Source organism: Rhodococcus sp. IEGM 1351, from assembly GCF_030056875.1.
Taxonomy (GTDB): Bacteria; Actinomycetota; Actinomycetes; order Mycobacteriales; family Mycobacteriaceae; genus Rhodococcus_F; species Rhodococcus_F opacus.
This window is the reverse complement of the sequence record NZ_JASHKU010000024.1, coordinates 43,935-69,647: the sequence shown is the minus strand read 5'-3', so window position 1 is coordinate 69,647 and position 25,713 is coordinate 43,935. Positions and strand designations below refer to the sequence as shown.

At 62.7% G+C, this 25,713-nt stretch carries 26 protein-coding genes and 3 pseudogenes; 13 read left to right on the top strand and 16 right to left on the bottom strand.

Annotated elements, in window-relative coordinates:
• Positions 1–108: 108 nt before the first annotated feature.
• Both QM806_RS32205 and QM806_RS32200 read left to right on the top strand, forming a co-directional pair.
• A complete protein-coding gene (locus QM806_RS32205; RefSeq protein ID WP_231137613.1) occupies positions 109–555 on the top strand; it encodes a PaaI family thioesterase in 447 nt (148 codons plus the stop codon).
• 108 nt (positions 556–663) lie between these two features.
• A complete protein-coding gene (locus tag QM806_RS32200; protein WP_065491294.1) occupies positions 664–1,401 on the top strand; it encodes an IclR family transcriptional regulator in 738 nt (245 codons plus the stop codon).
• 444 nt (positions 1,402–1,845) lie between these two features.
• On the opposite strand, the gene QM806_RS32195 is transcribed toward QM806_RS32200, so the two are convergent.
• From QM806_RS32195 to QM806_RS32175, 5 genes and pseudogenes are all read right to left on the bottom strand, one after another.
• Positions 1,846–1,980: a hypothetical protein gene (locus tag QM806_RS32195; protein WP_269207242.1), complete on the bottom strand. Its 135-nt coding sequence runs from the start codon at positions 1,978–1,980 to the stop codon at positions 1,846–1,848.
• A 115-nt stretch (positions 1,981–2,095) separates the two neighbouring features.
• Positions 2,096–3,088, bottom strand: coding sequence for an LLM class F420-dependent oxidoreductase (locus tag QM806_RS32190; protein WP_054245834.1), 993 nt, complete (start codon positions 3,086–3,088; stop codon positions 2,096–2,098).
• Between the two features lie 387 nt (positions 3,089–3,475).
• Positions 3,476–3,841: a lyase family protein gene (locus QM806_RS32185; RefSeq protein WP_231137612.1), complete on the bottom strand. Its 366-nt coding sequence runs from the start codon at positions 3,839–3,841 to the stop codon at positions 3,476–3,478.
• 32 nt (positions 3,842–3,873) lie between these two features.
• Positions 3,874–4,851: a lyase family protein gene (locus tag QM806_RS32180; protein WP_283294032.1), complete on the bottom strand. Its 978-nt coding sequence runs from the start codon at positions 4,849–4,851 to the stop codon at positions 3,874–3,876.
• A 300-nt stretch (positions 4,852–5,151) separates the two neighbouring features.
• Positions 5,152–5,510: pseudogene (locus QM806_RS32175) on the bottom strand (DDE-type integrase/transposase/recombinase); the annotation flags it as partial.
• A gap of 45 nt (positions 5,511–5,555) precedes the next feature.
• On the opposite strand from QM806_RS32175, the gene QM806_RS32170 reads away from it, so the two are divergent.
• From QM806_RS32170 to QM806_RS32160, 3 genes and pseudogenes are all read left to right on the top strand, one after another.
• A complete protein-coding gene (locus tag QM806_RS32170; RefSeq protein ID WP_009472874.1) occupies positions 5,556–5,885 on the top strand; it encodes a carboxymuconolactone decarboxylase family protein in 330 nt (109 codons plus the stop codon).
• Between the two features lie 71 nt (positions 5,886–5,956).
• Entirely contained in the window at positions 5,957–6,748 is a 792-nt protein-coding gene (locus tag QM806_RS32165; protein WP_037202759.1) for an enoyl-CoA hydratase, read from the top strand.
• A gap of 629 nt (positions 6,749–7,377) precedes the next feature.
• Positions 7,378–7,502 (top strand): annotated as a pseudogene (locus QM806_RS32160) (IS5/IS1182 family transposase); the annotation flags it as partial.
• Positions 7,503–7,730: 228 nt separating this feature from the next.
• Here QM806_RS32160 and QM806_RS32155 read toward each other — a convergent pair.
• The 6 genes from QM806_RS32155 to QM806_RS32130 all read right to left on the bottom strand — a co-directional run bounded on the left by QM806_RS32155 (position 7,731) and on the right by QM806_RS32130 (position 13,796).
• The gene (locus QM806_RS32155) at positions 7,731–8,057 is read right to left on the bottom strand and encodes a GNAT family N-acetyltransferase (RefSeq protein ID WP_065491291.1); all 327 of its coding nucleotides are present in this window, start codon (positions 8,055–8,057) and stop codon (positions 7,731–7,733) included.
• A 109-nt stretch (positions 8,058–8,166) separates the two neighbouring features.
• Entirely contained in the window at positions 8,167–9,603 is a 1,437-nt protein-coding gene (locus QM806_RS32150) for an aldehyde dehydrogenase family protein (RefSeq protein WP_283294030.1), read from the bottom strand.
• A gap of 276 nt (positions 9,604–9,879) precedes the next feature.
• Positions 9,880–10,410, bottom strand: coding sequence for a MaoC family dehydratase (locus tag QM806_RS32145; protein WP_196775153.1), 531 nt, complete (start codon positions 10,408–10,410; stop codon positions 9,880–9,882).
• Between the two features lie 2 nt (positions 10,411–10,412).
• Positions 10,413–11,390, bottom strand: coding sequence for an HpcH/HpaI aldolase/citrate lyase family protein (locus tag QM806_RS32140; protein ID WP_005253155.1), 978 nt, complete (start codon positions 11,388–11,390; stop codon positions 10,413–10,415).
• 7 nt (positions 11,391–11,397) lie between these two features.
• The gene (locus tag QM806_RS32135) at positions 11,398–12,609 is read right to left on the bottom strand and encodes a CaiB/BaiF CoA transferase family protein (protein WP_005253156.1); all 1,212 of its coding nucleotides are present in this window, start codon (positions 12,607–12,609) and stop codon (positions 11,398–11,400) included.
• Positions 12,606–13,796, bottom strand: coding sequence for an acyl-CoA dehydrogenase family protein (locus QM806_RS32130; RefSeq protein ID WP_283294028.1), 1,191 nt, complete (start codon positions 13,794–13,796; stop codon positions 12,606–12,608). The genes QM806_RS32135 and QM806_RS32130 overlap by 4 nt, the downstream gene beginning before the upstream one ends.
• Before the next feature lie 371 nt (positions 13,797–14,167).
• Here QM806_RS32130 and QM806_RS32125 point away from each other — a divergent pair, with 371 nt between their 5' ends.
• A complete protein-coding gene (locus QM806_RS32125; protein WP_182624871.1) occupies positions 14,168–14,908 on the top strand; it encodes a GntR family transcriptional regulator in 741 nt (246 codons plus the stop codon).
• A 70-nt stretch (positions 14,909–14,978) separates the two neighbouring features.
• On the opposite strand, the gene QM806_RS32120 is transcribed toward QM806_RS32125, so the two are convergent.
• Entirely contained in the window at positions 14,979–16,283 is a 1,305-nt protein-coding gene (locus tag QM806_RS32120; RefSeq protein WP_283294025.1) for an MFS transporter, read from the bottom strand.
• Positions 16,284–16,737: 454 nt separating this feature from the next.
• Between QM806_RS32120 and QM806_RS32115 the strand changes: the two genes are divergently transcribed.
• Complete coding sequence (locus QM806_RS32115) at positions 16,738–17,961, top strand: MmgE/PrpD family protein (RefSeq protein ID WP_054245829.1); 1,224 nt, start codon at positions 16,738–16,740, stop codon at positions 17,959–17,961.
• Between the two features lie 16 nt (positions 17,962–17,977).
• Here the strand turns inward: QM806_RS32115 and QM806_RS32110 are convergent.
• Positions 17,978–18,393 (bottom strand): annotated as a pseudogene (locus QM806_RS32110) (HD domain-containing protein); the annotation flags it as partial.
• On the opposite strand from QM806_RS32110, the gene QM806_RS41880 reads away from it, so the two are divergent.
• Positions 18,347–18,667, top strand: coding sequence for a carboxymuconolactone decarboxylase family protein (locus QM806_RS41880; RefSeq protein ID WP_414478880.1), 321 nt, complete (start codon positions 18,347–18,349; stop codon positions 18,665–18,667). The pseudogene QM806_RS32110 and the gene QM806_RS41880 sit on opposite strands and share 47 nt — an antisense overlap.
• 54 nt (positions 18,668–18,721) lie before the next feature.
• Here QM806_RS41880 and QM806_RS32100 read toward each other — a convergent pair whose 3' ends face one another.
• Together QM806_RS32100 and QM806_RS32095 are read right to left on the bottom strand one after the other, a co-directional pair.
• The gene (locus QM806_RS32100) at positions 18,722–19,222 is read right to left on the bottom strand and encodes a helicase associated domain-containing protein (protein WP_065493090.1); all 501 of its coding nucleotides are present in this window, start codon (positions 19,220–19,222) and stop codon (positions 18,722–18,724) included.
• A 151-nt stretch (positions 19,223–19,373) separates the two neighbouring features.
• Positions 19,374–19,748 (bottom strand): AMIN-like domain-containing (lipo)protein, encoded by a 375-nt coding sequence (locus tag QM806_RS32095; protein ID WP_005571763.1) that lies wholly within the window; start codon positions 19,746–19,748, stop codon positions 19,374–19,376.
• Between the two features lie 666 nt (positions 19,749–20,414).
• Here QM806_RS32095 and QM806_RS32090 point away from each other — a divergent pair.
• Together QM806_RS32090 and QM806_RS32085 are read left to right on the top strand one after the other, a co-directional pair.
• Positions 20,415–20,564: a hypothetical protein gene (locus tag QM806_RS32090; RefSeq protein WP_164709507.1), complete on the top strand. Its 150-nt coding sequence runs from the start codon at positions 20,415–20,417 to the stop codon at positions 20,562–20,564.
• Between the two features lie 85 nt (positions 20,565–20,649).
• Positions 20,650–21,030, top strand: a complete 381-nt coding sequence (locus QM806_RS32085; RefSeq protein WP_283294021.1) for a hypothetical protein — start codon at positions 20,650–20,652, stop codon at positions 21,028–21,030.
• A 337-nt stretch (positions 21,031–21,367) separates the two neighbouring features.
• Here QM806_RS32085 and QM806_RS32080 read toward each other — a convergent pair whose 3' ends face one another.
• Positions 21,368–22,876: a carboxylesterase/lipase family protein gene (locus QM806_RS32080; protein ID WP_283294019.1), complete on the bottom strand. Its 1,509-nt coding sequence runs from the start codon at positions 22,874–22,876 to the stop codon at positions 21,368–21,370.
• A gap of 382 nt (positions 22,877–23,258) precedes the next feature.
• Here QM806_RS32080 and QM806_RS32075 point away from each other — a divergent pair, with 382 nt between their 5' ends.
• From QM806_RS32075 to QM806_RS32065, 3 genes are all read left to right on the top strand, one after another.
• Entirely contained in the window at positions 23,259–23,981 is a 723-nt protein-coding gene (locus tag QM806_RS32075; protein WP_005253167.1) for an SDR family NAD(P)-dependent oxidoreductase, read from the top strand.
• 412 nt (positions 23,982–24,393) lie between these two features.
• Positions 24,394–25,155: a ParA family protein gene (locus QM806_RS32070; protein WP_005253168.1), complete on the top strand. Its 762-nt coding sequence runs from the start codon at positions 24,394–24,396 to the stop codon at positions 25,153–25,155.
• Positions 25,152–25,670: a hypothetical protein gene (locus tag QM806_RS32065; RefSeq protein WP_005253169.1), complete on the top strand. Its 519-nt coding sequence runs from the start codon at positions 25,152–25,154 to the stop codon at positions 25,668–25,670. The genes QM806_RS32070 and QM806_RS32065 overlap by 4 nt, the downstream gene beginning before the upstream one ends.
• The last annotated feature ends 43 nt before the right edge of the window (positions 25,671–25,713 follow it).

Here is a 25,713-nt window from a genome sequence, read left to right as displayed (position 1 = left end):
GTTCCTCCAACCTCGCCGTCGGCGGCTCCGCGCCACCCATCAGGTCGCGACCCGAGTCGATGGGTATGAAAGATCGAAGCCAGGATGGAAGTAGAAGTTGAGGTGGGCGTGAGCGAAGTCGAATGGGACGAGGTGCACGACGGTGGGTTCATCGGGCTGATCGGTCCACTGCTGCTGCGTCGCGGAGAAGGCGGTGCGCGGGAATACGGGCTGCGGTGTGAACCGAAACATCGAAACCTTCGAGGAGTCGTGCAAGGTGGCCTGATCATGGCCTTCGCCGACCGGGCTCTCGGTTCGACCGCCCTCGCGGAAACCGGCACGCAGAACATGGCAACCGTGCAGCTGAATGTCAGTTTCCTCGGTATCGTGCGGGTCGGTGATCTCTTGACGAGCTCACCCCGTATCGTGCGGCGCACGGCATCGATCGTCTTTGCGGACTCCGATCTGCGGGTGAACGACTCGGTGGTGGCAACGGCGACGGGCGTCTTCAAGATCCTCGCAGACAGTTCGCCGCCTGTCGGCGTCGGCGCGGTCGCCGAGAGTCGCCTTCGCTGAGTCCGTAGCGGACATCAAGACTGGACATTTCGACATACTGTGCCGATAATCGGCACAGTACGAAATGTTGCACCGCGCGGAGCGGCGGTCGAGGGAGAGGAACAGTAGGTGCAGGGCATCGAACGAGGTTTGCGCGTACTCGAAGCTGTGGCGGAGAGCCAGCCGGTCGGAGTAGGCGAACTGTCACGCACCCTTCAGTTGCCGAAATCGACCGTGCAGCGGACTCTTCAGGCACTCGCATCCGCCGGCTGGATCCGCAGCGATGAGAGCGAGTACACACGATGGAAGCTCACCTCACGGGCACTCGCCGTGGGCCGGCGCGGCTGGGACAAGGGAGACTTGCGAACGGTCGCGCTCGAACCGATGCGTGAGCTGCGGGATCTGACGAACGAGACCATCACACTCCAGGTCCGTGACGGTGCGGAACGGGTGGTTCAGATCGAACGCATGGATTCCCATCAGGCGGTTCGCACCTTCATCAAGGTCGGCAGCACATGGCAGCTACCTCACACGTCGGGGGGAATGGCGATCATGGCGCGCCTGCCGGACGACGAGGTCGACAGAATTCTTTCCAATCCCATCCAGCAACTCACTCCGCAGACCGACACCGATCCCGAATCGATCCGAATGAAGATCGAGGAGATCCGCCGCGTCGGATATGCGGTGAATGTCAATCAGAACCGCATGGGAGTATGTGCCGTCGGGGCAGCTGTGCTGGGGGAGGGGGGATGCCCGGTAGGTGGCATCGGTATCTCGATGCCGGAGACCCGTTTCGACGAGCATCGTGTGCCCTGGTGGGGAAAGCAGGTCTCCGACACTGCAGCGAACGTGAGTTCACTGCTCTGATCCGTCGAGCGCTTTGTCACCGGATTCCACACCTTGCTTGCGTTTGTGGCTCTGCACGGCGACCACAACAACAACAGACTGATGCCCGGTAGCCGATCGAGCCAGCCGCGGATTGTTGGGTCGACTGTCGGCTCGCCAACATTGTGCGCACCGATGGCCAGTGCACCGCTGGCCTCCCGTGAACATCGAGCCTGATCAACGTCGAGCCACGCAGTGTTCTTCCACAGCCCCGACAGAGGAGCGAGCTCGCCGGCTCACGAAGGGGCAGCCGCGAAAGCTTCCCGTCGAAGCCGGTCGGTAGTGAAATCGGAGCGGGGGTTCGTTGTCCCCAGGACGTCTTCCGGATCGGGCAACCGCGTCGTTACCACAATCGGTGGAAGCGACGCCTGGGCAACCGGTGCGCGGGGGCGCGGTGACTCGAAAAGGTACAGTCTCGTGGCTGTATCAATCACGCGCCGTGTCGTCTGTGCCGGCGCGATCGCCGGATTCTCCGCTCTCGCCTTGATCGCGAACCCGGCAAATCGGTTCGGCCACTGTCACGTGCTCGTCGACGGTGACCAACAGCGCAACCACCATCACGGTTGCGCTCCATGATTGATATCGCAGCCACCGAGGCGCTCAAACCTTCCCCTTCGATGCTCCGGTGTACGACAAGACCACCTCGGTCGACGAGATCAAGTACGCCGATATCTCCCTATCGTGGTTCCGAAGAACCCGATAGGGAGATATCGGCTACCGTATGTTTCAGCGTTTTGTTGACACGGTGGAAGATCTCGAGTGCCGTGTCTAGCATCTTTCTGCTATCGGTGAACCAAGGATCTTGAAGGTTCAGATCGATGATCAGCTCGTCGACGCCCACTTCCGACGCGGCGACGACGTCCTCGACAATTTGGTCGATCGTGCCGACGAAAGGTGTGCGTTCGGCCCCCGCGAGCTCGGAGGTGAGAGTCATATTTGCACAGACGATGTGCTCGAGGTGTTCGGCGGAGCGACCTAGTTCGACGGCGCGCTCGCGGATCTTGTTCCAGGTGGATTCGATCTCCTGGAATCCTTTTGAGCCGAAGGGAATGGACAGCCATCCATCGGCTCGAGAAGCGATTCGTTCGATGGTCCGGGGGGTACCTCCGCCCCCGATGAGAACAGGCACTCGTGACGCCGGCTTCGGGCCGACGATAGCGTTGCTGACGATCGTGCGTCGTCCTTGGTAGCTCACTGGATCCGGTCCCCATGCTGCCGCGAGGACGTCGAGCGTCTCGTCGAGGTAGCGCCCTCGAAGATTGGGATCCACTCCTGCGGCGCGCATTTCGTCCTTCGACCATCCGGCACCGAAGCCCGCGACGAATCGGCCTTCACTGATCTGATCGATTGTTGCTATTGTTTTCGCCAGTTGGAAAGGAATATGTTGCGCGGCGATGAGCACGCTCGTCCCAAGACGCACGTGACTGGTTACCATCGCGGCAGCGGCAAGTACGCTGAGTGGATCTGCGGTTTGCCGATAATAGGATGGCCAATCGCCGCCGGGCGGATCAGAGTATGGATAGGGTTCCTCGGGCGTTAGGGGATAGAGGCTTCGCTCATAGACCCAGAGGCTGTCAAATCCGCTATTTTCCGCAGTCTGAGCCACCTCGGTGACGTCTAGACGAAGGTTCACCTTGTCGCGTTGTGGTATCCGAAGTCCAAGCTTCAATTCTTTTTCCTTACGATTCGTCAGCCCAGCGCTTGCGTTCGGCCTTGTTTCGACTGCATCTTGTGTGGTGTGCGCGACGAGGTAGTCACGACCGCCGGTGGGTTTTCTGCGCTCGTGCCCTCATGAACCGAATAGGGCAGGAGTGTGCGCTCGAAATCAACTTCTCTGGAGCGCCGTACAAGTTGAGTGGATCGTTCCTGTCGCTGGCCGTGCTCGCCGTACGATCGGACAGGTGAAGGATCCGTACGGTGATCGATTCTTGGGCGTAGCGTTTCAGTGTTTCGAACTCCTCAACCTCCCCTCCACCTGCTGCCTGTCAGGGCACGCTTCGCCAGAACTTGATGTTGTCGCAGGCGGCAGAGCTGAGCCAAAGAACGAGATGCCGGGCTATGGGCTGATCGAGGGTCGGTCCTCCGCATCAGCGGTGAGCGCGCGACTGATACGGTCTGCCACCTCGGGCGCGAAACCTAGGTATTGTGTTGGATCAAGAGCTTTCATTATCTGATCTCGCGACAGGTGGGAGGCTACTCGTTCATCCGCCGTCGCAACCTCGGAGAAGTTCAGGTTTCGAAGGTCGGCGGATCGAGTCAACTCAACAAGAAGGTGATGGGCATGATCACGTCCAATGGATGAATCAAGAATCATCATCAGAGATTCGGCGTTGACCTGGCCCCCGGTGATTCCGACATTTCTTCGCATACGCTCGACATTTACCTGCAAACCTTCCAGCAGATGGTTCAGATCGGCTGCCATCGCGCCAGATCCAACCATCAACTCAGGGACAGTCAGCCACTCGACAGCCCATGCCCCATGTCTCGTTCGTGCTGGTGAGCGCCATTTCGGAGTAGCCCAGCGGATAGGCTTTGCGCAATTCGTGCTTTGGCTACGATGCCTTCGGAAAGGTGCGGATTTCGCTTTTGCGGCATCGTCGATGATCCGATGTGACCAGGCTGGAGAGGCTCTACCAGTTCCCCAAATTCTGTGGATTGCAGGCGAATCACCTCTGCCGCGATCCTCTCGGATACACCAGCGAGGAGGGCCATCAAGCAACCTAGCTCGGCTATGCGGTCTCGAGTCGCGTGCCAGGGTGCCACCGGTTCCGTAAGGCCGAGCCGCGATGCCACACCCGCTTTTACTTCGAAGGCACGGTCACCGTACCCCGCCATGCTTCCGGCGGCACCGAAGATCTGAACTGTGAGAATTCGATCACGCGATTCTGCTATGCGTGTGTGCAACCGCTGCAGCTCATCTACCCAGGTAGCGGCCTTCAGACCGAATGAGATCGGAACGGCGTGTTGTCCATGCGTTCGACCAACTTGAGTAGTGTTGCGATGCTTCAGAGCGAGCGACGCGGCTGCCTTCGTGGCTGCAGCCACATCGCGCTCGATACCCTGCAGTGATTGACGCAGTTGAAGGGCTTGACCGGAATCCATGATGTCTTGAGAAGTTGCACCATAGTGCACGAACTGTCCAAACTCTGTGCCAACCAACTTCTCCAGCGCATTAACCATCGGAACGATTGGATGCTGTGTTGCGCTGACGTGTTGGCGCAGCTGATTGATATCGAAAAGATCGCTCTGACAGTGCGCTGAAATACGCTGCGCAGCTTCGGCCGGGATGATTCCGAGTTCAGCCTGAGTTTGTGCTAGAGCGCGCTCTACATCCAGCCACCCCTGCAGTCGCTGCGGTCCGTCGAAGATCGCACGTTGTTCGGCGTTGCCGAAAAAGTCACGTAGCAGGTCATCGTCAAGTCCCACGCCCATGGTTCCGCCCTATTGTCGGTGTGTGCGCAGGAGATCCGCGCCGCATCCCAATTGGCTGGCATGCTGTTCCGCTGGTCGGCACGCCGCGTGTTGATAGTCCAACACCGAGTCTGCGTTGTCAATTCCCGTTTTTCAGTAAGTCGGAGATAGCGTCGCTGGTCGGGCCATAATGGCCGATCTGATGTTGTCCACGGTTGACCTATCTGGCTGCTGCTCCCACGGTGCCCCCGGTCTATGCCGAGCATTGAACCAGCGAACTCACACGGCCGTCTCCCGCTCCGCCTCGGCCCGTCCGGTTCATACCCATTCCCGGCGGATGGGTTCGGTCTTGTAGAGCCCTATGGCCGATTCCATCATGGCATTATCGAGGGTGTCGGCGACGCTGCCGATCGAGCCCGTGATCCCGGATTCGACCAACGCCTCGGTGAACGCGAGCGACGTGTACTGACTGCCCGCATCCGCGTGATGCGCCAAACCTGTTAAAGTGAAGCGGAAATCAGTCCTCCGTCGCGTGAACAGCGCTTGTTCGAGGACGCCGCTGACCAACGGCGGGGCCTCGTAGTCATCACCCGCCAACCTAGAATTCGGCGGGCGAAGACATCGACGCTGAACGCGGAATAGGCGAACTCGGCCATCGACACGTAGGTGTAGTTGGCGACCGTTGTCTCGAAACGCTATTCGAGCCATTATCTGAAGGAAACTTGATGACTGTGATGACGCACAACCATCGCACGGCGCCGCTCGGTGACCGAGCCAGCTCGATGGGTCAGGCGCTGGCCGCCTTCAACGCCTCGGTCTTCACCGGACCCGGTGAGATCCCCCGAAAATACAGAGAACTCATGGCCGTGGCGGTCGCACTGACCACGCAGTGCGAAGGATGCATCAAGGTGCACACCAATGATGCCGTCGCCTGCGGTGCAAGCGATGAAGAGTTGGCAGAGGCGACCTATATCGCTGCCAGCCTCAGAGCCGGAGGTGCTGTCGTGTACGGCCTCAAGTCCCTCGCGTCCGCCGAGCGTATCCGCAACAGCTAACTACCCCTAGGCCGAGTGCCATCAGCGCCCAGCGGCTGCATCGTCCTGCTGCTGGTTTAGAAAGGGAGACGATGACCGACTCGAGAATTGGCTCGGCGTCAATCGGCATCAGCGCCGACGGACCCATTGGATGGATCACTCTGACGGATCCTGATCGACGTAATCCACTGTCGGTGAATATGATGCGAGGGATTCGGGACGCTCTCGGTGCGTTGGGAGGCGATAACTCGATCCGAGTGATCGTGCTCCAGGCGGGCGGGGCGGCATTTTCCGCCGGCCATGACCTCAATGAACTCGTTGGGTGCTCTCTCGATGACGGACGCGCGGTCTTCGCTGCTTGCATCGAGATGATGCAGGCGATACATCGCGTTCCTCAACCGGTCATCGCCTCGGTGCAGGGTGTGGCACTCGCCGCGGGTTGTCAACTCGTCGCTGCCTGTGACCTGGCGGTGGCGTCCTCGACGGCTCGATTCGGCACTCCGGGGGTCAAGATCGGCTTGTTCTGTTCGACACCGATGGTCGCCCTCTCCCGTGCGATTGGCAGAAAGCGGGTCCTAAGGATGCTCCTTACCGGTGAGATGATCGATGCGGTCACGGCAGAGATCTGGGGACTGATCAACCTTGTCACCGAACCCCACACCCTGACCGACGTAACGCGATCGTTGGCGGAAACGGTCGCGGGGGCGAGCGCACTGACCCTGGCTACCGGGAAAGAAGCCTTCTACCGACAAATTGAACTGTCCGAGGACGAAGCGTACCGACAGATGCAAGAGACGATGGCAGTAAATGCCACCACTTACGATGCGCAGGAGGGGATTACCGCCTTTCTCGCCAAACGTCCCCCTGTCTGGCAACACCGCTGACTGCCCATCTCGGCACGACCCTTCAACAGCCGGGCGAAGTGTGGTTCGCCTGCGGGTAGGTTCGTCGTTCGGAAGATGCTGGCATCCGTCCATCCGATTTGGTGGCGACAAGCGGGCGGCAATGCGGAGTGGATCGGAGTGGGCAACCCAGGACAACACCCGATCGCGCCATACCTGCGGAAATCACGGTCGGCTCGCGGGGTGTGTGCCCCACGATTCCGGACGGCTCGGCCGTGGCGAGGTTCCCGAGTGCGCTCCTATTGCGCACAGCGTGGACGAGCCGGCGACGGACTTGCTGCAGCGGTGAGGATTCTTCATGATTCGTGATGCGGTCGACATGCTCGGGGATCGTTTCGGCGTCACCCGGTTTACGATCGACAACCACTCAACGAGTTGTCCGACAAGTCGCCGAGCTGACAGCCAGCTCCACGACAGTTGGTCACGGTTTCGACCTCGTGAGAATGTCCTCATTGGTGGCGAAGTTCAGCCGAACATGCCCAGCGCCGATGATTTCGAAGGCCTGGCCGGCGTAGAGGGTGCGCGGCCCTGTCCAAGAGTATGTCTCGTGTGGATGAAGTGACTTGTGATGCATGATGTGACGCGTGGTGGGTGAGCTGTCACTGCGGTTGATGTTGGATGCGTTGTGGGAGATCGCCGAACCGTCAATTCCCGGTTCGTCGCACTGCCGCAGGGAGGTGGCAACGCACCGGTCGGCGATCGGACGGTGTTCACTGCGATCGTGTTCGTAGTCACTGGGCTTCGAGGTAAGTCAGTCGTGATCGGGAGGATGGACAGGGGTTACGGGTTCCCGGGTCGCGGTCCGTTGCTTCTACGAGCCAGCGAATCGCTATTACTTTTGGCAAATGCCTTCCACAATGCTTTAGCGATGGAGAACGCCCCGTGTTGAGCCGTGCTCTGTACCGGGGCGTTGTCGCGGTGTGTGAAGCGCCCGCCTACGCGTCCAGGCGACCAATAGATCGCCCTATTCCGGGCGATCGTCAAGGAACCTCCGAACACACGGGCAGACCGGTCGCACCTTGCATCGGCAGTCGCGGGCGAGGTCGAGCGCCTGTCGCACGAATAGGGCAGCGAATGAGCGGTTTTCGAGTTCTTCGAAGACTGTTGCGTGCGGGAAGGACACTACGACGTCCTCGGACCGGGGCCCGATACTGCCCTGGATCCTGAGCGGTTCAGTGAGGTCTCGCAGATCGAAGTACCCCACAATGCCGACCAGCTCTCGTCGAACTCGGAGTTCGAATCGATGCCGGTCGGCATTGTGGACGACTCGGACCGTCTCGGGTTTGGTCATTGCGCACTCCCGTCGACGGCCCCAGCTAGTGCACCGCTCATGGGTGCTGCGAATCCCGTTGATTGTCTCCTCGGCGTATTCAGTTATGGAGAGACGTGATCTGCGGGCCTCATAACCGTGCGGTAATTGTCTTGATCTGGCAGTAGTGCTTGAGCGCCTCGAAGCCCTTCTCCCGGCCGAATCCGCTCAACTTGTAGCCACCGAACGGGGTTTCTACACCACCGGCGAAATACTGGTTGATGAAGACCTGCCCCGCCTCGATGGCGCCGGCCACGCGATGAGCCCGGCCGTGGTCTCGGGTCCAGACCCCCGCGACGAGTCCGTAGTCGCTGTCGTTGGCGATCTCGACCGCCTCCTCATCGGAATCGAATCGGAGCACCGTCAGCACCGGGCCGAAGATCTCCTCGCGCGCCACGCGCATCGTGTTGTCGACGTCGACGAAGATGGTCGGCTCGATGAACAACCCGCGGGCCAGCCGCCCGGTGTCGGCGACGTGTCCACCGGTCGCGACACGTGCACCCTCGCTGGGTCCGAGTTCGAGATACGAGCGGACCTTGTCGAACTGCCCTCGCGTGGCCAGGGATCCGATGTCCGGGTCCTCGATGCCCGGCGCGATGATCGTGGTCTTCGCGTGCTGGACGAGCCGATCGACCAACTCGTCGTGCACCGAAGAATGCACCAGCAACCGACTGCCGGCCGAACACACCTGCCCCGCCTTGGTGGTGAACGCGGTCCAGGCGCCTGCCGCGGCCGCGTCGAGATCGGCGTCGTCGAAGACGATATTGGGGGACTTCCCGCCCAACTCGAGAGTCAGCGGAATCAGTCGTTGGGCGGCTGCCCGCATGATCGCCCGGCCGGTGTCCACCGAGCCGGTGAAGACGATCTTGCGGACCTTGTCGTGGCCGGTCAGCGCAGCTCCCGCATCAGCACCGAATCCGGGGACGACGTTGAGAACCCCCGCGGGCAGTCCCGCTTCGACGGCGAGACGGCTCATCTCCAGCGCCGACAGTGGAGTGTCCTCGGCGGGTTTGAGGACTACCACGTTGCCCATCGCCAATGCGGGTGCGATGGCCCGCGCGGCCTGGTTGATCGGCGCATTCCAGGGTGTGACGACGCCGATCACGCCGAACGGTTCGTTGCGGGTGTACGAGAGGTAGTCGGGTCCCAGCGGAATCGTCTCGCCGTGTACCTTGTCTGCCGCCCCGCCGTAGTACTCGAAGTATCGTGCGGCAGTCTCGATGTCCACGTTCGACTGCGACAAAGTCTGACCGGTATCGAGTGTTTCGATTCGGGCCAGTTCGTCTGCGTGTTCACGCAGTGTGCGGGCGACCTCGAGGAGAATGCGACCGCGAGTGGCGGCCGGGGTGTCACGCCACGAGCGGAAGGCGCTCTGCGCTACGGCAACTGCTGCCTCGATATCCTCCGCTCCGCCGAGCGCGACTTCGGCGATGACGTCGCCTGTGGCGGGATCACGAGTGGAAAAGTACTTCCCACTCTTACTGCGCTCGTCCTGTCCGCCGACGAACGTTTCGTAACGCTCTCGCATTGTGCTTCCTATTCCGAGTGGTGCACCCGGGTGTCCGGCCGCACCGGCTGTGTGCCGATATACGGCACAGTGTTTCTGTTGATAGCTTGGATCGTTCCCGCGATCTCTGTCAAGGGCCGGGTGTCCTCCCTCCAGCGGGGGACACCCGGCCCGGATCGAAGATCGGCGGGACGAAATCCTCGATCCGCGGATCACGCAGCCGACCTGCAGACCCATCCGGCTTCGGTGAGAACGGCTGTGGGCGTTGCAGACGGGAACGCTCCCAACCGGAGTCGACTACGCGTGCGGCAGCGGTCGAGCGGGTTGTTCGCCGCCGCGCGCGTCGCCGTAGCTTCGCTTGGGTACGAGAACTTTGCGTCGGAAGATGCAGACGATCTGCCCGTCCTGCTTGTAGCCGCGGGTCTCGACGTACACGACGCCCCGGTCGTCCTTGGACTTCGAGGGCGTGACTTCCAGGACCTCGGTTTCGCCATAGATCGTGTCACCGTGGAACGTCGGCTTGACGTGCCGCAACGATTCGATTTCGAGGTTGGCGATCGCCTTGCCGGACACATCCTGTACGGACATACCGAGCAGGAGCGAGTAGACGTAGTTGCCCACGACCACGTTGCGCCCGAATTCTGTTGTTTCCTCGGCGAAGTGGGAGTTGATGTGCAACGGGTGGTGGTTCATCGTCAGCAGGCAGAACAGGTGATCGTCGTATTCGGTGACGGTCTTGCCTGGCCAATGCCTGTAGATTGCTCCGACTTCGAAGTCCTCGAAGTAGCGACCGAACTGCATGTTCTGCTCTTTCTCCGTGGTCGTCATGTTCACACACCGCTTTCTACGGTCTCGATCTCCGGCTTCCATACGTCGAGTCGTTCCATGCCGGCCGCGCGGCCCTGGCCCGCGATGACCAACGCCATCTTGCGGGACGCCTCGTCGATCATTTCGTCGCCGAGCATCACGGCGCCCTTGCGGCCGCCCTGGTCGGAGGTGAACCACTCGTACGCGGCGAGGATGTTCTCGGAGTGGTCGTAGTCGGCCTGGGCGGGACTGAAGGTGTCGTTGGCGGCGTCGATCTGGGCCGGATGCAGCACCCATTTCCCGTCGTAGCCGAGTGCGGCGGCCTGTCCGGCAACCCGGCGGAAGCCGTCGACGTTACGGACCTGAACATAGGGTCCGTCGATTGCCTGCAGCCCGTTGGCTCGGGCGGCCATCAGTATCCGCATCAGCGGATAGTGGAATGCGTCGCCGACCCCATAGCCCGGTGGCTGCTCACCGATCACGAGCGACTTCATGTTGATGCTCGCCATGAAGTCACCGGGGCCGAAGATGATCGTTTCGATGCGCGGCGACGCGGCTGCGATCTCGTCGACGTTGATCAATCCGGCGGCGTCCTCGATCTGCGCCTCGATTCCGATTCGGCCTACCTCGAAACCCATGGTCTTCTCGATCTGGGTCAGAGTGAAGTCGAGCCAGTCGATCTGGGCAGCCGACTGCACCTTCGGAAGCATGATGCAGTCGAGATTCTGACCGGCACCTTCGACGACCTCGACCACGTCACGATAGGTCCAGTGGGTGGTGAGATCGTTGACCCGCACCACGCGAATCTTCGATCCCCACCCACCTTCGTTGAGTGCCGAGACGATGGTCTTGCGCGCACCAGGTTTCGCGAGTGGAGCACACGCGTCCTCGAGGTCCAGGAAGACCTGGTCGGAATCGAGACCCTTCGCCTTCTCGATCATCTTCGGGTTCGAACCGGGAACCGCGAGGCAGGAACGCCGCGGTCGTTGTGTTCTGGACATGATCTCCCTATCTTGTTTCTTCGAGTTGGAAGGCAGTTGTGGCGTTGTCGAACTGGGCCAGCACTTCGTCGGTATGTTCACCGAGTAGCGGTGCTCGCCGGATTTGGGTCGGGGGCGCATCCGCGAACTTGATCGGAGAGTTGGCGATCGTCAGCGGGTGGGACACGCCGGGGTGATCGACCTCGACCAACATGTTGCGGGCACGCACGTGAGGATCCGCATAGATGTCCTCTACGGTATTGACCGGTGCCACCGGGACCTTGCCACCGAGTGTTTCCACGATCTGGTCCTTGGTCCGGGTGGTTGTCCACGCGGTCACCGCAGACATGGTGAAGTCACGATTGGCCAGTCGGCTGACGTTGTCCCTTGTGCGTTCGTCCGTCGACAACTCGGGGCGCCCGATTGCCGCGCAGAGTTGCTGCCAATGATTGTTGCCCGGCGCGGCGATACTGACCCACCCGTCTGCCGCGGGCACGACATCGAAGGGGCAGAGCAGGGGATGGCTGTTTCCCTGCCGGGTCGGCACGTCGCCGTTGTAGGAGTGCTGGTAGACGGTGCGTTCGCACATGGCCAGCATGGCGTCGTACATCGACACGTCGACGAAGCCGCCGACTCCGTCGCGGCGAGCGCGGTGCACGGCCGACAGCAGGCCGATCACCGCGAAGAGCGCAGGCACGGTGTCACCGAGACCGGGGCCGGTCTTGATCGGGGGGCGGTCGGGCTCGCCGGTGATTTCCATCAAGCCGCTGAGGGCCTGGACGGTGATGTCGTACGCCGGCCAGTCCCGCATCGGGCTGCTGCCGGTGCGTTCGTCACCGAATCCGCGGATCGCCGCATATACCAGGTGGGGATTCTTCTCCTGGAGTCGCTCGTAGGACAGCCCGAGCCGGTCCATGACCCCGTGGCGGAAGTTCTCGACGACGACATCGGCGTGCGCGACCAGTTCGAGCAGCGAGGCGCGTCCCTCCTCGGTGGTGAGGTCGAGAACGACACTCCGCTTGTTGCGATTGACGCTCTGGAAATACCCACCGAATGCGCGAAGTTCGTCATCCGGTGCGAACGGTCCCTGCTCTCGGATGAAGTCACCATGAGGGGGTTCGACCTTGATCACGTCGGCGCCCAGATCTCCGAGGACCATGGTGGCGAACGGCCCCGCGAGCATGGTCGTCAGATCGATCACCACGACATCGTTCAGTGGCCCGGCGGCCGGCGATCTCATCGTGTCTGCCTTCCGAGGATCGAATCCGAGATGATCTTCAGCTGGATTTCCGACGTGCCCTCGAAGATTTTGGTGAGCTTGGCATCCCGCCAGTACCGTTCGACGGCGAAATCGGTGGTGTATCCGGCACCGCCGTGAATCTGCAGGGCCTCACTGGTCACTCGTTCGGCCATCTCGGTGGCAAGGTACTTGACCATCGACGCTTCCACGGCGTTGCGCCGGCCGGCGTCGACTTCGGTGCACACCCGGTACATCAGCGATCGGGCCGCCTCCACCTCGGTGGCCATGTGCGCGATCTTGAATCGGATCGCCTGGTTCTCGCCGATCGGTCGGCCGAACTGGACGCGTTGCCGCGCATAGGCAACGGAGTCCTCGAGCGCTCCGCGTGCCACGCCGATGGCGCGGGCGGCGGTATGAATCCGGGCGGTCTCGAGATCGCCCATGGCGACCTTGAAACCCTCGCCTTCGTGGCCGACCATCGAGTCACCAGCGGCGTAGGCGTTGTCGAAGGACAGCTCCCACGTCTTCCATCCGTGATATCCGATCTTGCGTACGGGCGTGCCCGTCACTCCCGGGGGAAGCTCACCCCGCGGCTTCGGCATGATGAAACAGCTGATACCGCGCGATCGGTGGTCGCGGTCAATGGGTGACGTGCGGGCGAATACCTGAAGGTAGTCGGCTCCATCGGCGAACGTGCACCACATCTTCTGGCCGCTGATCCGCCATCCGTCGGCTTCTCTGCGGGCCCGAGTCGACAACGCTGCCACATCGGACCCTGCATCGGGCTCCGACAAGGCAAAGGCGCTGAGGAAATCGCCCGTAGCCATCCGCGGCAGGTACTCGCGGCGCTGTTCCTCGGTGAAACCCGCGGTGAATTGTTGTCCGCGAGCGATCAGGCTCGACACGCTCATCCACGCGCGGGCAAGTTCCTCGACGATCAGGGCGTACTCGAAGACCCCGAGGCCCAGCCCGCCGTATTCCTCGGGAATCAGAACACCGAAAAAGCCTAGCTCGGCCATCTTCTGGCGCAGTTCCATCGGAATTTCGCCCTTGACCGGATCGAGTTCGTTCGCCACGGGCAGTACTTCCTTGGCGGCGAACTCCCGCGCCATCGCCTGGATCGCCAGGCGCTCGTCGGTGAGATACCCGGCTCCTGACGACCCGACGTCGTCAACTACAGCAGTCATGAGGCTTCAACCCTTCATCCGTGCCTCTATGCGGCACAGTGTTCCGATATGGACCAGGATGCCCCACCGAAGCCGGATTGGTCAACCCTCCCTCCGGCGACTGGCAGCGACAACGCTGTCAGTGCAGGTAAAACTGCATTCCGATCAACGTCGGACCTGGTCCACGTTCTCCGATGTCGGCCAGGGCTCGCGCTGCGAGCAGGGTTGCCGGGTGCGCAATGACTCGGACGTAGTGTGCCGATATATGGAATACCGTGCCGATATCATCTACCATGGTTCGCGTCCGATTCAGATGGATCGGCCTGCGAAGACAGCAACCTCGCGGCGATGGATGATGCCGAAGGGCGACAGGAACGGATCGGTGTGGGCTCATGGGTGGCCGTGACAACGAACAAGCGCCGGCACATCGGCGGTTGTCCCACGCGCTGCGCGAGCAGATCGCCGCAGGCCACTTCCACGGTGGTCGCCAGCTTCCCACAGAACTCGAACTTGCCGAACAGTATGGATTGAGTCGGCAGACGGTGCGGCGAGCATTCTACGATCTCGTGGCGGACGGCCTGGTGTATCGCGTTCCGGGGAGGGGCACGTTCGTCTCCGAACTGGGGAGTAGGCGTCTTCGGCGGCTCGGAGCGATCGAAGAACTGACCAATCTCCCCGCTGGTACCACCACGGAAATTGTCGCGCCTCTGCGACGTAGGGCCGATATCGAAGCCGCGAGCCGTTTACGCCTCGACGACGACTTCGTCTCCACGATCGCGTATGTACGCCGCTACGCGGGGATCGTGTTCGCGATGACGACCGTCCATCTGCCGGATCCTCACGCGCAGCACCTCTGTGGCGGCGCGGGGACGGAGCCGGGCGCGATCGGAGCGCACACGATCATCGGTCTTCTGGAACCCCACCTGTCGTCTCCCGTTGTCGAACTCGTGCAGTCGATCACCGTGGCGCCGGCGTCGGAGGAGACCGCCGATCACCTCGACTGCCCCGCCGGACATCCACTGTTGCGCGCCGATCGCGTGTATCTCGATTCGGACAGTCGGGCAGTTGAGCTGGCGGTCAATTACTACTTACCCGAGCACTACACCTACCGAAACACCATAGGCAGAAGTTGACGGGTCCTTCTCGGGCCGCCAGGGGCGGCCCGAGAAGGAGCGAATCCCGCGAACAGGGGAGAAATGCCAGTCAGGATTCTTCGCCCGAAATATCGCTGCGGAACGTTTCCGGCACCGCTATGGCCCCCATGAGCGTAAAAATCGCGGTGGCCACGATGTACCACGGAAAATACTGGGAGTAACCGGCATTGGCCAAGCTAGTGGCTACAAGCGGGACCGTTCCACCGAAGATCGCCACCGAGAGCGAGTAGGGAAAGCCTAGGCCGCTCACTCGTACGTGCGGTGGGAAGTTTTCGACCATCACAGCTGACGTGATCGATGTGCAGAGGCTCAACAACAGTAGCCCGATGAGCTGAATGCATATCAGAACCGAAAAGTTCGAACTTGTTATCGAGAGCAGAAAAGGCGTTACGATGACGGTGCCGACACCGAATGCGTACATGCACGGTTTACGTCCATATCTGTCGGAGATCAGCCCGGCCACCGGCTGTGCGAGTGTGTAGAGGATCAGCGTGATGATGCCGACCGTCATTGCGGTGGTGGCAGAGGCGCCGTTCTGGATCTGGAAGTACGTAGTCAGGTAGGTCGCCCAAAAGTATTGTCCAACACCCATTCCGGTTGCGATTGCAAACACGATCAGGGACTGTCTGGGGTAACGCTGCAGAGCATTGAGCGGGTTGCGGCTAACCGGTGCCGCGCCCTCGTCGGAGACGGTGGTCTCGAGCGTTTCCTGGGTCCCGCGGCGAATGTACCAGGCCACGATCGCAGCCAGGGCGCCGACAGCGAAGGGGATTCGCCAACCGTAGTCCCGCATCGCATCTTCGCCGATGAGTGCGACGAACACGGTGATGAAGGCGAGACATGTCAACTTCCCTATGCCCGAGGCGACGAACATGAAGCTCGAGTAGAAACCACGTCGGCCGGCGGGTGCGGATTCGACGATGAAGGCACCTGCAGTCGTGTATTCGCCTCCGGCGGACAATCCCTGCAGGATGCGGGCAACAGTGAGGATTACGGGCGCGGCGACACCGATCTGGCTGTACGTGGGGCAGACGGCGACAAGCAGGCTGCCGCCGGCCATGAGGCTGATGGTGAGGCTCAGGGCTCGCCGGCGGCCGTACCGATCAGCGAACAGTCCGATGAAAAGGCCTGCAAGCGGACGTGCGAGGAATCCGACGGCAAAAACGCCGAATGCGCTCAAGAGCGGTACCAGTCCCGAGGATTCCGAAGAGGGGAAGAAGGACGATGCGAAGTAGACCGCGAGGTACGAGTATGCGAGGAAATCGAAGAACTCGACCGAGTGTCCGATGGTGCCCGCGATCAGCTGTCGTCTCGGATTCAAGACAGCCGTTTGATCGGATGTTTCTATCTTCATTGAGAATTGTCTTTCTGTGAAGGCGATGCTCGTGATTCTGGAAGGCACTCGGCTGCCTGTGGCTCGATGAGGTTCCCATCGTGGGCGGGTTCGAGGCACTGCTCCGGATCCGTGGCTTCGAACATCGCACGGGGGCACTCTGCGATGGATGCGAACTCGTCACAAGAGCGCAGATAGTGGAGCCGACGACGGGTGTGCTATCTAGCGGCACAGTGTGTCGGAAAATGAGTATCGTGCGTCGGATCACACTCTGTCAAGGTTGGCTCATCAGGTTCACCTACCGGGGGGGTGGAGTGCGGTGGTGTACAGCCGGGGTAGGCCAAATCGGAGGTAGTGAAAGTGCGGCGACTTACCTCGAAAGCAACTTCTTGTACGGTGTGCCGTTGAACGGTATGGTGTGCCATCGAATACCTAGCTGGGCGCAACGGGCGCGCCGGTGGGGAAGGAGTGGGCTATGACGATTGCGCCGCACGAATCAACCGATGTCAGCGTGCACGATCTCGCAAGGTGGGCCGTCGGTATCGAGCCAGGGGCCGCGGATCTCGACCTCGCTCGACGTGCGCTGGTCGATACCGTTGCAGTGACCCTTGCTGCACTGGACGATCCGGTGGCTGCGTGGACGGATGGTCTGCCGGCTGCGCTGCGTTGGGCAGCGGTCGGGCACGTGCTCGATTTCGACGATCTGCACATACCGTCCACGACGCACATCAGTGCGGTGTGCGTTCCTGCCACGCTGGCAGCGGGCGGCGGTGCGCGGGAGTACCTGGCGGCAGCGGGTGTGATGGCACGCCTGGGTACAGCGCTCGGCTGGGAGCACTACACGCAGGGATGGCACACCACCGCGACGGTCGGTGCCATCGCGGCTGCTGTTGCGGCGGGGCTGTCGCTCGGGCTCGATTCCGACGGTATCGCTACTGCGATGGCGCACGCTGTCCCCGCCGCAGGTGGCGTCCGCCAAGCCTTCGGCACCGCAGGCAAGTCGATGCAGGTCGGATTCGCTGCCCAGGCTGGTGTGCGTGCGGCCACGCTCGCGGCAGCAGGCGCGACTGCCGACCCTCGTGCTGTCGGTGAATGGTTCCGGCTCGTCGGAGGCCAGAGATCCCCGCAGTTCGAAGGTCCCATCATCCCGGATGGTCTCGGGCTGAAGCTTCACCCGTGCTGTTACGCGCTCCAGCGTCCTATCGCGGCGGTCCGGTCGCTCGGTTCGTTATCGATCGACGACATCGCCCGTATTCGGCTGCGTACTCCGCGCAGCGCAGTCTTGCCGTTGATCCACAACTTTCCGAATTCGGGTCTGGAAGGCAAGTTCTCGCTGAATTACGGTATAGCAGCAGCCCTGCTGGACGGATTCCCTGATATCGGGAGCTTCACCGACGCTGCTGTGCAGCGGCCGGAAGTTCGGAGCATTCTCGACAGGGTCACCCTGGTTGCCGAGCCCGTGGGGGAGGGGGTGCTCGATGGAGACTGCACGGTAGTCGTCGAACTCCGTGACGGATCACAACTCGAGGCCGTGGTCGACCTGCCTGTGGGGCATCCGCGCCGACCTGCATCCGTCGCAGATTTCGAAGCCAAGGTTCGAGGGTGTGTCGGTGACGAACGGGCGGCCGAGATAGTGAACCTCGACTGGGTTTCGGCAGCGGCATTGCTGCAACGTCATCTGCCGGGCGGTGTCAACTGAAGAACCGGCACGGACATCATTCGGACCACGCGGATTTCAGGATCGCATCGACGAAGTCACCCCGGACGAAGCCGGGAACGAAGTGTGCCAGGACATCGGCTTTCACGTTGCCGAATGTGGTGTCCGGGCGGTCGTGGAGTCCGTCCGTGAAGGCAGCGAGGATCTCGTCCTTGAAGTCCGGCCGCGGGTGGGATGCAACGACGGCGGCGCGTTCCGCGTCGGTGATGGCGTCGTAGCCGATTCCGAGTACGTCGAGTTCGACGCCGCGGGTAAGCAGCGCGATCTCCGGGGCCCTATGCAGTGGAATCTCGGGAGTGGTGTGGAGTGCGATGCTCGTCCACACCGTGTCTGCGCGTCCTCACCGATTCCGTGGGAGCGGAGGAAGTTGCGGGCCTCGTCGGCGCCGTCGATCTCGAATCGCCGACCAGCGCGTACGCACCGCATCCTGACCCTTCCCGCCGTCCGAAAGGCCGCAGCGCCCCGCCTACGTGAAGGGCCCCGCGCCGAGGTCACCGACGAGAGGACCCACCTGACGGATCCTGAGATTCTGGAACTGACCTACATCACCAGCCTTTACGACATGCACGCGACCATGTGCCGCGCTCTTCGTCTCGAATTCGACGACCGGCCCGAGTTGGTCGCCGAGGTCGAGATTCCTGCCGGTGTCTCAGTTCGGGATCTGTCGGCCGACCTGTCCGGGGAATGACCTGATGCTCGAACATATGTACAGCAACAGTATTCAGGGTGCGGGTCGTATGCCTTACGTCGCCTGTCCGACAAGGTGCGCTGATGTTCGGGGGCCTCGTGGTCGTGGACCAGGGGAGACGCCGAGCACGGAGAGTGTGCGACGCTCTTTGTCCGGCAAGGCGTCGGCCCTCCACTTCTTCACCGCCCGGTAGAGCCACTGGCCCACCTGTTCACCCTCAGCGGTGACATAGTTCGCGGGAACAAGTGCGTTGCCGTGCTCTTCGCGGTAGGCGGCGATGGCGGTGAGCATCCGTCGCCGCTTGGCGTCGGTACGTGACACGGCCGGAAGTGGGACGTCGTCATCGCTCCACAGAAATCCGATCGCGTCGAGTTGCTCGATGCGCTGGGGCGGCAGAGTGCCGAGCATGCGGGCAATCCGCTGGCGGTCCTGCCAACGTCCCAGTCGGAAACCGCATTCGGTGACGTAATCGGCCGGGACCGGAGTTCGGGGGTGCTGGTGCTGAAAGGCGCGGTAGAGCTGCAGTGCGGAGGTTGCGGGCCTGTTATCTCGCATCGAGATCGCATCCTTGTGAAAGCCGTCGAGCATTATCCGGATAGTCATCACTTCAAGTATGTCAACGAGTTTGACGATCTGTCACGAAAGTCGGCTCGTGTCGCCCGGGGAATGCAATCTCTGCCGGGGCGACGAATGCCCGAATGTGGCGCTAGTCGTGGATGTCGACAGCGATTCTCGTCGGTTCTGTGAGAGTCGTGACCTGGAACTGCGGGTAGTCGGTACGGAGGCCGACGAACGACTGGGTGCCTCTCTCGTAGTTCGGCGTGAGGTGCACCTCGACGACGCTGTACGCCGCGGGGTCCGACAACGGGTTCGGTCCGTTGTACGCGGCGATCCCACTCTCGGCCGCGGAGTCCGTGTCGAAGAAGTAGATCTGCAGGATCGATCGACCGTGGATTCGTGTCGCGGTCTCTTGGCCGCGTTGCGTTGCCTCGGCGACGTATTCGGCGCGCCAGCGAGGTGCGTACGTGCCGCCGAAGTCGTAGACGATGCGATCGAATCCGTCGTGACGTTCGATATGCACGCCACTGGCCGTAACTCCGGGGACGGGTGGAACGACCAGTATCCTCGGGCCCGGTGTTGTCGGTGTGGGAGGGTCGGGGATACCGGGACCCGCGTTCGGGTCCGTCGGCGGGGGAGGATCCGGTGGTTGGGGCGCGGCACCTCCGCCGGATTGTGCAGCGGGGACCATGCTCCACGGGATCGTCGTTCCTTCGACGGATCCCACTTGTTCGCTGGGCGACTGGCAGCCCGCCGCCAGGGCGATACAAGTCGTCATTGCGACGAACAGGATCGGTGTGCGCGTTTCGCCCCTCATGGTATGGGTATCGTCCTGCGCCGACGAGATGTGACTCGCGCAGCCGGAGGGTGTGGATCTGGACGTCAAGTACCTAGCGCGCGTAGCCGGGACTTCCTTCAGGGACACGTCATTGTCCGGCACCTTGCGGATGGGGGCCACAGACAGCCCGAGATCGCATAGCGTGCGGACCAGGTCGAGGCGAGCCACTGCCTGAGCGTTGCGCTCGGCCAACTGGCCGATGGGCTAGAGCTCGTTGTCATCCACGTAGCAAGAGTGTGGTGTCCACGACCTGCTCGCCGACATGTGCACTCCGCGCCGGATCCGTAACAGACCATTCGGTCTGGACGATCAAGATGCCAAGGTCTTATACCGACACAAGGAGCGAGAACAATGGGTTCGTCTGAAATCTTCACCGATTTGGTCGCCTGGGGTGCCGAGGGTTTCCTGAACGGAAATCCGGTGCAGTCGGCAGTGGGCACCGTGCTGTTCCTCGGCCTGGGACTCTGGGACCTAGTCACGGGTGCACCCATCGTCATCTGAGCCGGCCAGATGCTCGGCCGCGGGCTTCGACACGTCGCCAGCGGGGATGCCCGACACCAGACATCTTGCTACTGAAAGGATCTCAATGAGAAACGCTATTGTCGTTGCAGCACGCGCCACGGCCGCCGTCGTATCGGGGCTGGCCTTCACGGCGATCATCGGCTCCGGCACCGCCCAGGCGGACCCCCAGGACTGCGTCATCCAGCAGGATGCCTTCAGCGCGACGGCGACCTGCCATGACACCGATGCGCCCGCCGGCAGGGAGTACGCGCTGATCGTCGACTGTTGGGGCCTTCACGGCATCCCCAACGCCTTTCCGTTGTATGCGATCGGGCCCTTCAGTCAGTCCAGTCCCTCATTCGTGCCGACAGGTCAGGCCACCGGGGCTTGCAGCACGAATTGGGGTGCCCCCTCGTTGAATGCCGGCGTGGTCACCAACGCCCGCGTGGAGATCTATCGCCAGTAACAGATGACAGGGACGCGACCGCGTGTTCGCCGAACCCGTGTACTCGGTTGGGCTCTCGCGTCATGGCTTCACCGCATCACCAAGGCGAGGGCCGTAGCGTCATCGACCGTGCGCAGAGCTGACCGAACAGGGACCCGCTTTTCGGCGCGTGGACCCTTGCGGGTGTGCGCGCTGGGCGCCGATCTCGTCGCGGTGCAAGTTCGTCAATCGGGAAGTTCGTTGGACGTGCAACTGCGCACACTGGCCGGTAACGGACGAAGTCGACTCCGCCGGTGACAGCCGCTGCGACCTCGGAAGGGCGACCGGCGGGATTTGTTGCCGGCATGGGAGCGGCTTCTCATGCTTGTCCGTGCGCGGAGCTTCGGATTGTGGAGGTGCCCGGCAGGTATTTCGCGCCGGTGTCGTCGGGAGCGGTGTCCTCGCGGAGGTGGGGGCTGGCATCGAAGCTCATCGCAGTTCTGGCGTCGTCGTAGGTGGGCCAGCCGGGATCTCCGTGGGTCGCGAAGTCGAGCCAGGTTTGGTGCATCGCGTCGGTGAGTGCGCCGGGTGCGGCGTCGCCGATGAGGCCGCGGCATGCCTGTGTCGTGTCGAAGACGAAGGGGACGTCGAGGCCGTGTGCGGCGCCGTGCAGTGGTGATCGCCAGGCGAATTCGTAGACGTAGGTGGGGCCTGGGTGGCGGCGCGCGGTGCGGCGGCTCGGTGATCTGAACATCAGGTCCGTGTAGGCGGCTGTGAGTGCGTGCGCGGGGGTGACGGCCGGGTCGTGGAGACCGTGTCGTTCGAGGAGCGCTTCGGCATCAGGGTAGGTGGCGGCCAACTCGGCTACGGCGTCACGCGCGTCGAAGGCGGCGAACTCGTCGGCACCGAAACCGAGGTTGACTTCCTCGAGTGTTGTGCCGATCAACAGGTCGACGCCGCGCGAGTGTGTGCTCGGGACTCCGACCGGATCGGGGAGGACGTCGTCACCCGTGGTGGGGAGGAACAGCGCACGACGGTGGCCCGGGTCGAAACCGTTGTCGTCGCGCAGGTCTGGGTGGGGTTCGTTTCTGAGCAGCGCTGCCTGCGCGCGCAGCAGGTCGGGGGCAGAGAATTCTCGGAATGCGTCTGTGGTCGGGGAGGTTCCGAGCCTGGCAGCGAGTGCCTTCGTGAGTTCTTCGGTGAGCTCGAGCCTGCGGGCCATCTCGTCGTGTCCGCTCTGGACGATCGCGCGCTGGAACAGTCCGGCGGCCAGCGGGGAGTGCAGCAGAAACGCGACCGAGGAGCCGCCGGCCGATTCGCCGAAGATGGTGACGTTGTCCGGGTTCCCGCCGAACCCGGCGATGTTGTCGCGAACCCAGCGCAGTGCTGCGATCTGATCGCGCAATCCAATGTTCGTGATCTCACCGGACAGTGCGAGGAAGCCCTCCGCCCCGAGTCGATAGTTGACGGTGACCAGGACGACGCCGTCGCGCGCGAACGAGGTGCCGTCGAAGGCGGGGGCGGCGCCCGACCCGATCACGAACCCGCCGCCGTGGACGTAGACCATCACCGGAAGCCCACTCGTGCCGGGGTCGGGTGTCCAGACGTTGAGATTGAGGTATTCGCCGTCTCCGGCGACCCATCCGGGTCCGATCAGCGGCGCCAGATTCGCGTGGGCGGGGTGCAACGGCGGCTGGGGTGCGGTCGCGCCGTAACCGGTGGCGTTCCTGGTCCCTGCCCATCGTTCGGCAGGGGCAGGGGCAGGGGGTGCGAATCGGCGTTCGCCCGCTGGAGCTGCCGCGTAGGGGATTCCCAGGAATCGGGCGACCCCGTCGGTGTGGTCACCGGAGAGTCGCCCTGCCTCCGTGCTCACGGTACGGACGGTCATCAGCGACGCCCCTTTCGTATGTGCGCGTCACGCTGGATGGTCGGGTCGAGGGTGGTGTGTGAAATCGGTACCCACCTGGTCCAAGCCTGCCATGGGCTTCGGTGTCCGGCCTGAGAGCTCTGCCGTCAAGTCGTGTTGTGGGTCGTGATAGACCACTCGGACGACGGTCCGCACGAGGCAGCGCATGACCTAGCGGAATCTGTTCTAGATTCGTCTCACCGCAGGAGTGAGATGCGCGCAGCTGTTGATCCGGAACTCCGAGCGCGACACCCGAGCTGCCGCTCGACGCCGCTCGAGCTCGTACCGATGAAGTCCGGAAACTCGCGTGGTCACACATCGCGCGGTCTTACGCTGGTACGCGAGAGGGAAAGGCGGGTGAGTAATGCTGCTGCAGAACCGCATCACGATCGTCCACGGGGGCAGCGGTGCCGTCGGCTCCGCGGTCGCGAGGGCGTACGCGCGGGAAGGCGCTGAGGTGCACCTCACCGGACGCACGCGAGCCACGCTCGAGGATGTCGCCCACAGCATCAGGGACGAGGGAGGGATTGCGCACGTCGCTGTTCTCGATGCGGTGGACCGGGACGCGGTCGAGCGGCATGCCGCAGCGGTGGCGGACCAGAGCGGCGGCATCGATGTCTGCTTCAACGCCACCTTCAACGACGACATCCAGGGCACTCCGCTCGTCGACATGCGGGTCGGCGACGTCATGCAGCCGGTCGCCAAGGCGGTCACGACGAGCTTCACCGTGGCCACGGCCGCTGCGCGCCACATGGTGGGACGCGGCAGCGGCGTCATCCTCGTCATGGCTGGTGGACGGGAGGCGATTCCGAACCTCGGTGGCTCCCACGTCGCGTGGGCCGCACTCGCCGGCCTGTGCCGACAGCTGGCCGCCGAGCTCGGGCCGCAGGGTGTCCGTGTCGCCTGGCTACTGTCGCCGGGCTCCCCGGAACCGGACGAGCCCGACCCGGACGCCACCCGTCTGCTGCTGCCGCGGCGCCCGAGCTACGTCGATGTCGCCAACGCGGCCGTCTTCGCCGCGTCCGACTGGGCCACTACGATGACCGCGACCGAGATCAACCTCACCGGGGGCGCTGTCGTCGACTGACTCGAGGCCGCCGGTTGGACGAACGCCCACAGGCACTCGACTCGAGGAGACCCAGTCGATGGCCGCCGCTTCGGTGTCGAGTGTCCCGTGGGCGGCGATGATGGCGAGGTCCGCATCCCACGAGAAGGTCCCGAAGGTGAAAATCGTTGTCCGCGAATACGTCGAAGTCGAGGGTAGCAACCACCCGCGGAGGGGATGAGCAGGTGCTGCCAACAGGACTGCGGTCACCGGACTCTCGGATGGTGTTGGATTCGTCGAGACCGCGGTGAGGGCCGATCAACCGTGGCGAACTCGTGGTCGTAGCGGTGGGATCGGACATGTTCCAGCTCAGATCGGCGGGTCATCCGCGTGCCTCGACCAAGTTAAGTATCTTGAGGGGCGTCATTATATTTACACGAAGGGACAGGCCCACATGACCCGCACCATCGCAGTGGTCAACCATAAAGGTGGCTCCACCAAGACCACGAGCACGGTCAACCTCGCCCAAGCCCTCGTCGAAGCCGGCTACACCGTCCGCGTCATCGACCTCGACCCACAATGCAACGCCACCACCTGGCTCGGCGCCACGCCCGAAGCCGTCGACAACGATGTCCTGTCGGTACTCATGCTGGTTGCGAGCATCGAAGACGCCACCACCATCACCGCGTCCGGGATCCACCTCGTTCCTGCCACCAAGGAACTCGATTCCGTCGGGCCCTACTTCCTCAAGAAGCCCGGTGCACACGGCATCCTGCGCAAAGCCCTCGCCAGCGCTCCCGAGGTCGACTTCAACCTCCTCGACTGCCCCGGAGACTTCGACCACCTGACCATCAGCGCACTCGTCGCCTGCACCGAAGTGCTCGCCGCTGTCATGACAGGAGCCATGGAACTCGAAGCGCTCATGCGGATCGAAAACTACATCACCCAGCAGGTCGAGCTGCTCAACCCCACCGCACGGCTCAATCACATTCTGTGCGGCCGCGTCGAACTCGGCCAGGTCATCGACCAGCAGGTCCTTGCCGCGCTCCGCGAGACCTACGCCGAGCAGACGATGCGCACCATCATCCCGAAGTCCGTCCGAGTCAGCGAAAGCTACAGCGCCGAAGAACCCGTCGTGAGGTGGGCACCGTCCTCCTCCGCAGCTCGCGCCTACCGCGACGCCGCCCAAGAACTCGTCGAAAGGGACCCCCGATGACCGTGACACGTAAACCCGGACTCGCAAACAACCCCCTCGAACGCCGCCACCAGCCCCGCACAGGCGCCCACCAGGACGGGACGTACTCGAGAACTAGTCGCAAGGACCTCCTGACGAACGTGACACGTAAAGCCGGACTCGCCAACAACCCCCTCGAACGCCGCAAGCCACGACTGCCGAACCTCGTCGAACAGGGCGTGGACCTCGCACAAGGAGCAGCCACCATCGCCGAACCTCAACCGGGGCCGGTGGCCCGCGGCGAGGAAAAGAAGACCACCAAACGGGTGCCCGCAGACAAGAAGCAGGTATCCGTCTACATCAACAGCGCCAAGGTCGAAAATGGTAAGAATGCCATCGCTGCCATCGGCCACATCGCCGGCGCCCCCAACAGTTGGTCCAACCTCGTCGACGAAGCCCTCGACCAGTACCTCGCCGTTCTCGAACGCAGATACAACAGTGGCGAACCCTTCCCGCCGCGGAACGCCGAATTCGTCCGGGGATCACGCATCAACTAGCCCGCCCCGGAGCAGTCACAATGACATCGAGCACGACCGGCTC

Excerpts from the sequence above, each read along its gene's own strand:
- QM806_RS32085 (WP_283294021.1), top strand. The coding sequence starts at position 20,650 with ATGAGAAACGCTATTGTCGTTGCAGCACGCGCCACGGCCGCCGTCGTA.
- QM806_RS32065 (WP_005253169.1), top strand. The coding sequence starts at position 25,152 with ATGACCGTGACACGTAAACCCGGACTCGCAAACAACCCCCTCGAACGC.
- QM806_RS32135 (WP_005253156.1), bottom strand. The coding sequence starts at position 12,609 with ATGAGATCGCCGGCCGCCGGGCCACTGAACGATGTCGTGGTGATCGAT.
- QM806_RS32130 (WP_283294028.1), bottom strand. The coding sequence starts at position 13,796 with ATGACTGCTGTAGTTGACGACGTCGGGTCGTCAGGAGCCGGGTATCTC.
- QM806_RS32140 (WP_005253155.1), bottom strand. The coding sequence starts at position 11,390 with ATGTCCAGAACACAACGACCGCGGCGTTCCTGCCTCGCGGTTCCCGGT.
- QM806_RS32150 (WP_283294030.1), bottom strand. The coding sequence starts at position 9,603 with ATGCGAGAGCGTTACGAAACGTTCGTCGGCGGACAGGACGAGCGCAGT.
- QM806_RS32170 (WP_009472874.1), top strand. The coding sequence starts at position 5,556 with ATGACTGTGATGACGCACAACCATCGCACGGCGCCGCTCGGTGACCGA.
- QM806_RS32115 (WP_054245829.1), top strand. The coding sequence starts at position 16,738 with ATGACGATTGCGCCGCACGAATCAACCGATGTCAGCGTGCACGATCTC.
- QM806_RS32155 (WP_065491291.1), bottom strand. The coding sequence starts at position 8,057 with ATGACCAAACCCGAGACGGTCCGAGTCGTCCACAATGCCGACCGGCAT.
- QM806_RS32125 (WP_182624871.1), top strand. The coding sequence starts at position 14,168 with ATGGGTGGCCGTGACAACGAACAAGCGCCGGCACATCGGCGGTTGTCC.
- QM806_RS32120 (WP_283294025.1), bottom strand. The coding sequence starts at position 16,283 with ATGAAGATAGAAACATCCGATCAAACGGCTGTCTTGAATCCGAGACGA.
- QM806_RS32070 (WP_005253168.1), top strand. The coding sequence starts at position 24,394 with ATGACCCGCACCATCGCAGTGGTCAACCATAAAGGTGGCTCCACCAAG.
- QM806_RS32185 (WP_231137612.1), bottom strand. The coding sequence starts at position 3,841 with ATGGCAGCCGATCTGAACCATCTGCTGGAAGGTTTGCAGGTAAATGTC.
- QM806_RS32075 (WP_005253167.1), top strand. The coding sequence starts at position 23,259 with ATGCTGCTGCAGAACCGCATCACGATCGTCCACGGGGGCAGCGGTGCC.
- QM806_RS32090 (WP_164709507.1), top strand. The coding sequence starts at position 20,415 with ATGGGTTCGTCTGAAATCTTCACCGATTTGGTCGCCTGGGGTGCCGAG.
- QM806_RS32180 (WP_283294032.1), bottom strand. The coding sequence starts at position 4,851 with ATGGGCGTGGGACTTGACGATGACCTGCTACGTGACTTTTTCGGCAAC.
- QM806_RS32080 (WP_283294019.1), bottom strand. The coding sequence starts at position 22,876 with ATGACCGTCCGTACCGTGAGCACGGAGGCAGGGCGACTCTCCGGTGAC.
- QM806_RS32145 (WP_196775153.1), bottom strand. The coding sequence starts at position 10,410 with ATGACGACCACGGAGAAAGAGCAGAACATGCAGTTCGGTCGCTACTTC.
- QM806_RS32165 (WP_037202759.1), top strand. The coding sequence starts at position 5,957 with ATGACCGACTCGAGAATTGGCTCGGCGTCAATCGGCATCAGCGCCGAC.
- QM806_RS32100 (WP_065493090.1), bottom strand. The coding sequence starts at position 19,222 with ATGCGAGATAACAGGCCCGCAACCTCCGCACTGCAGCTCTACCGCGCC.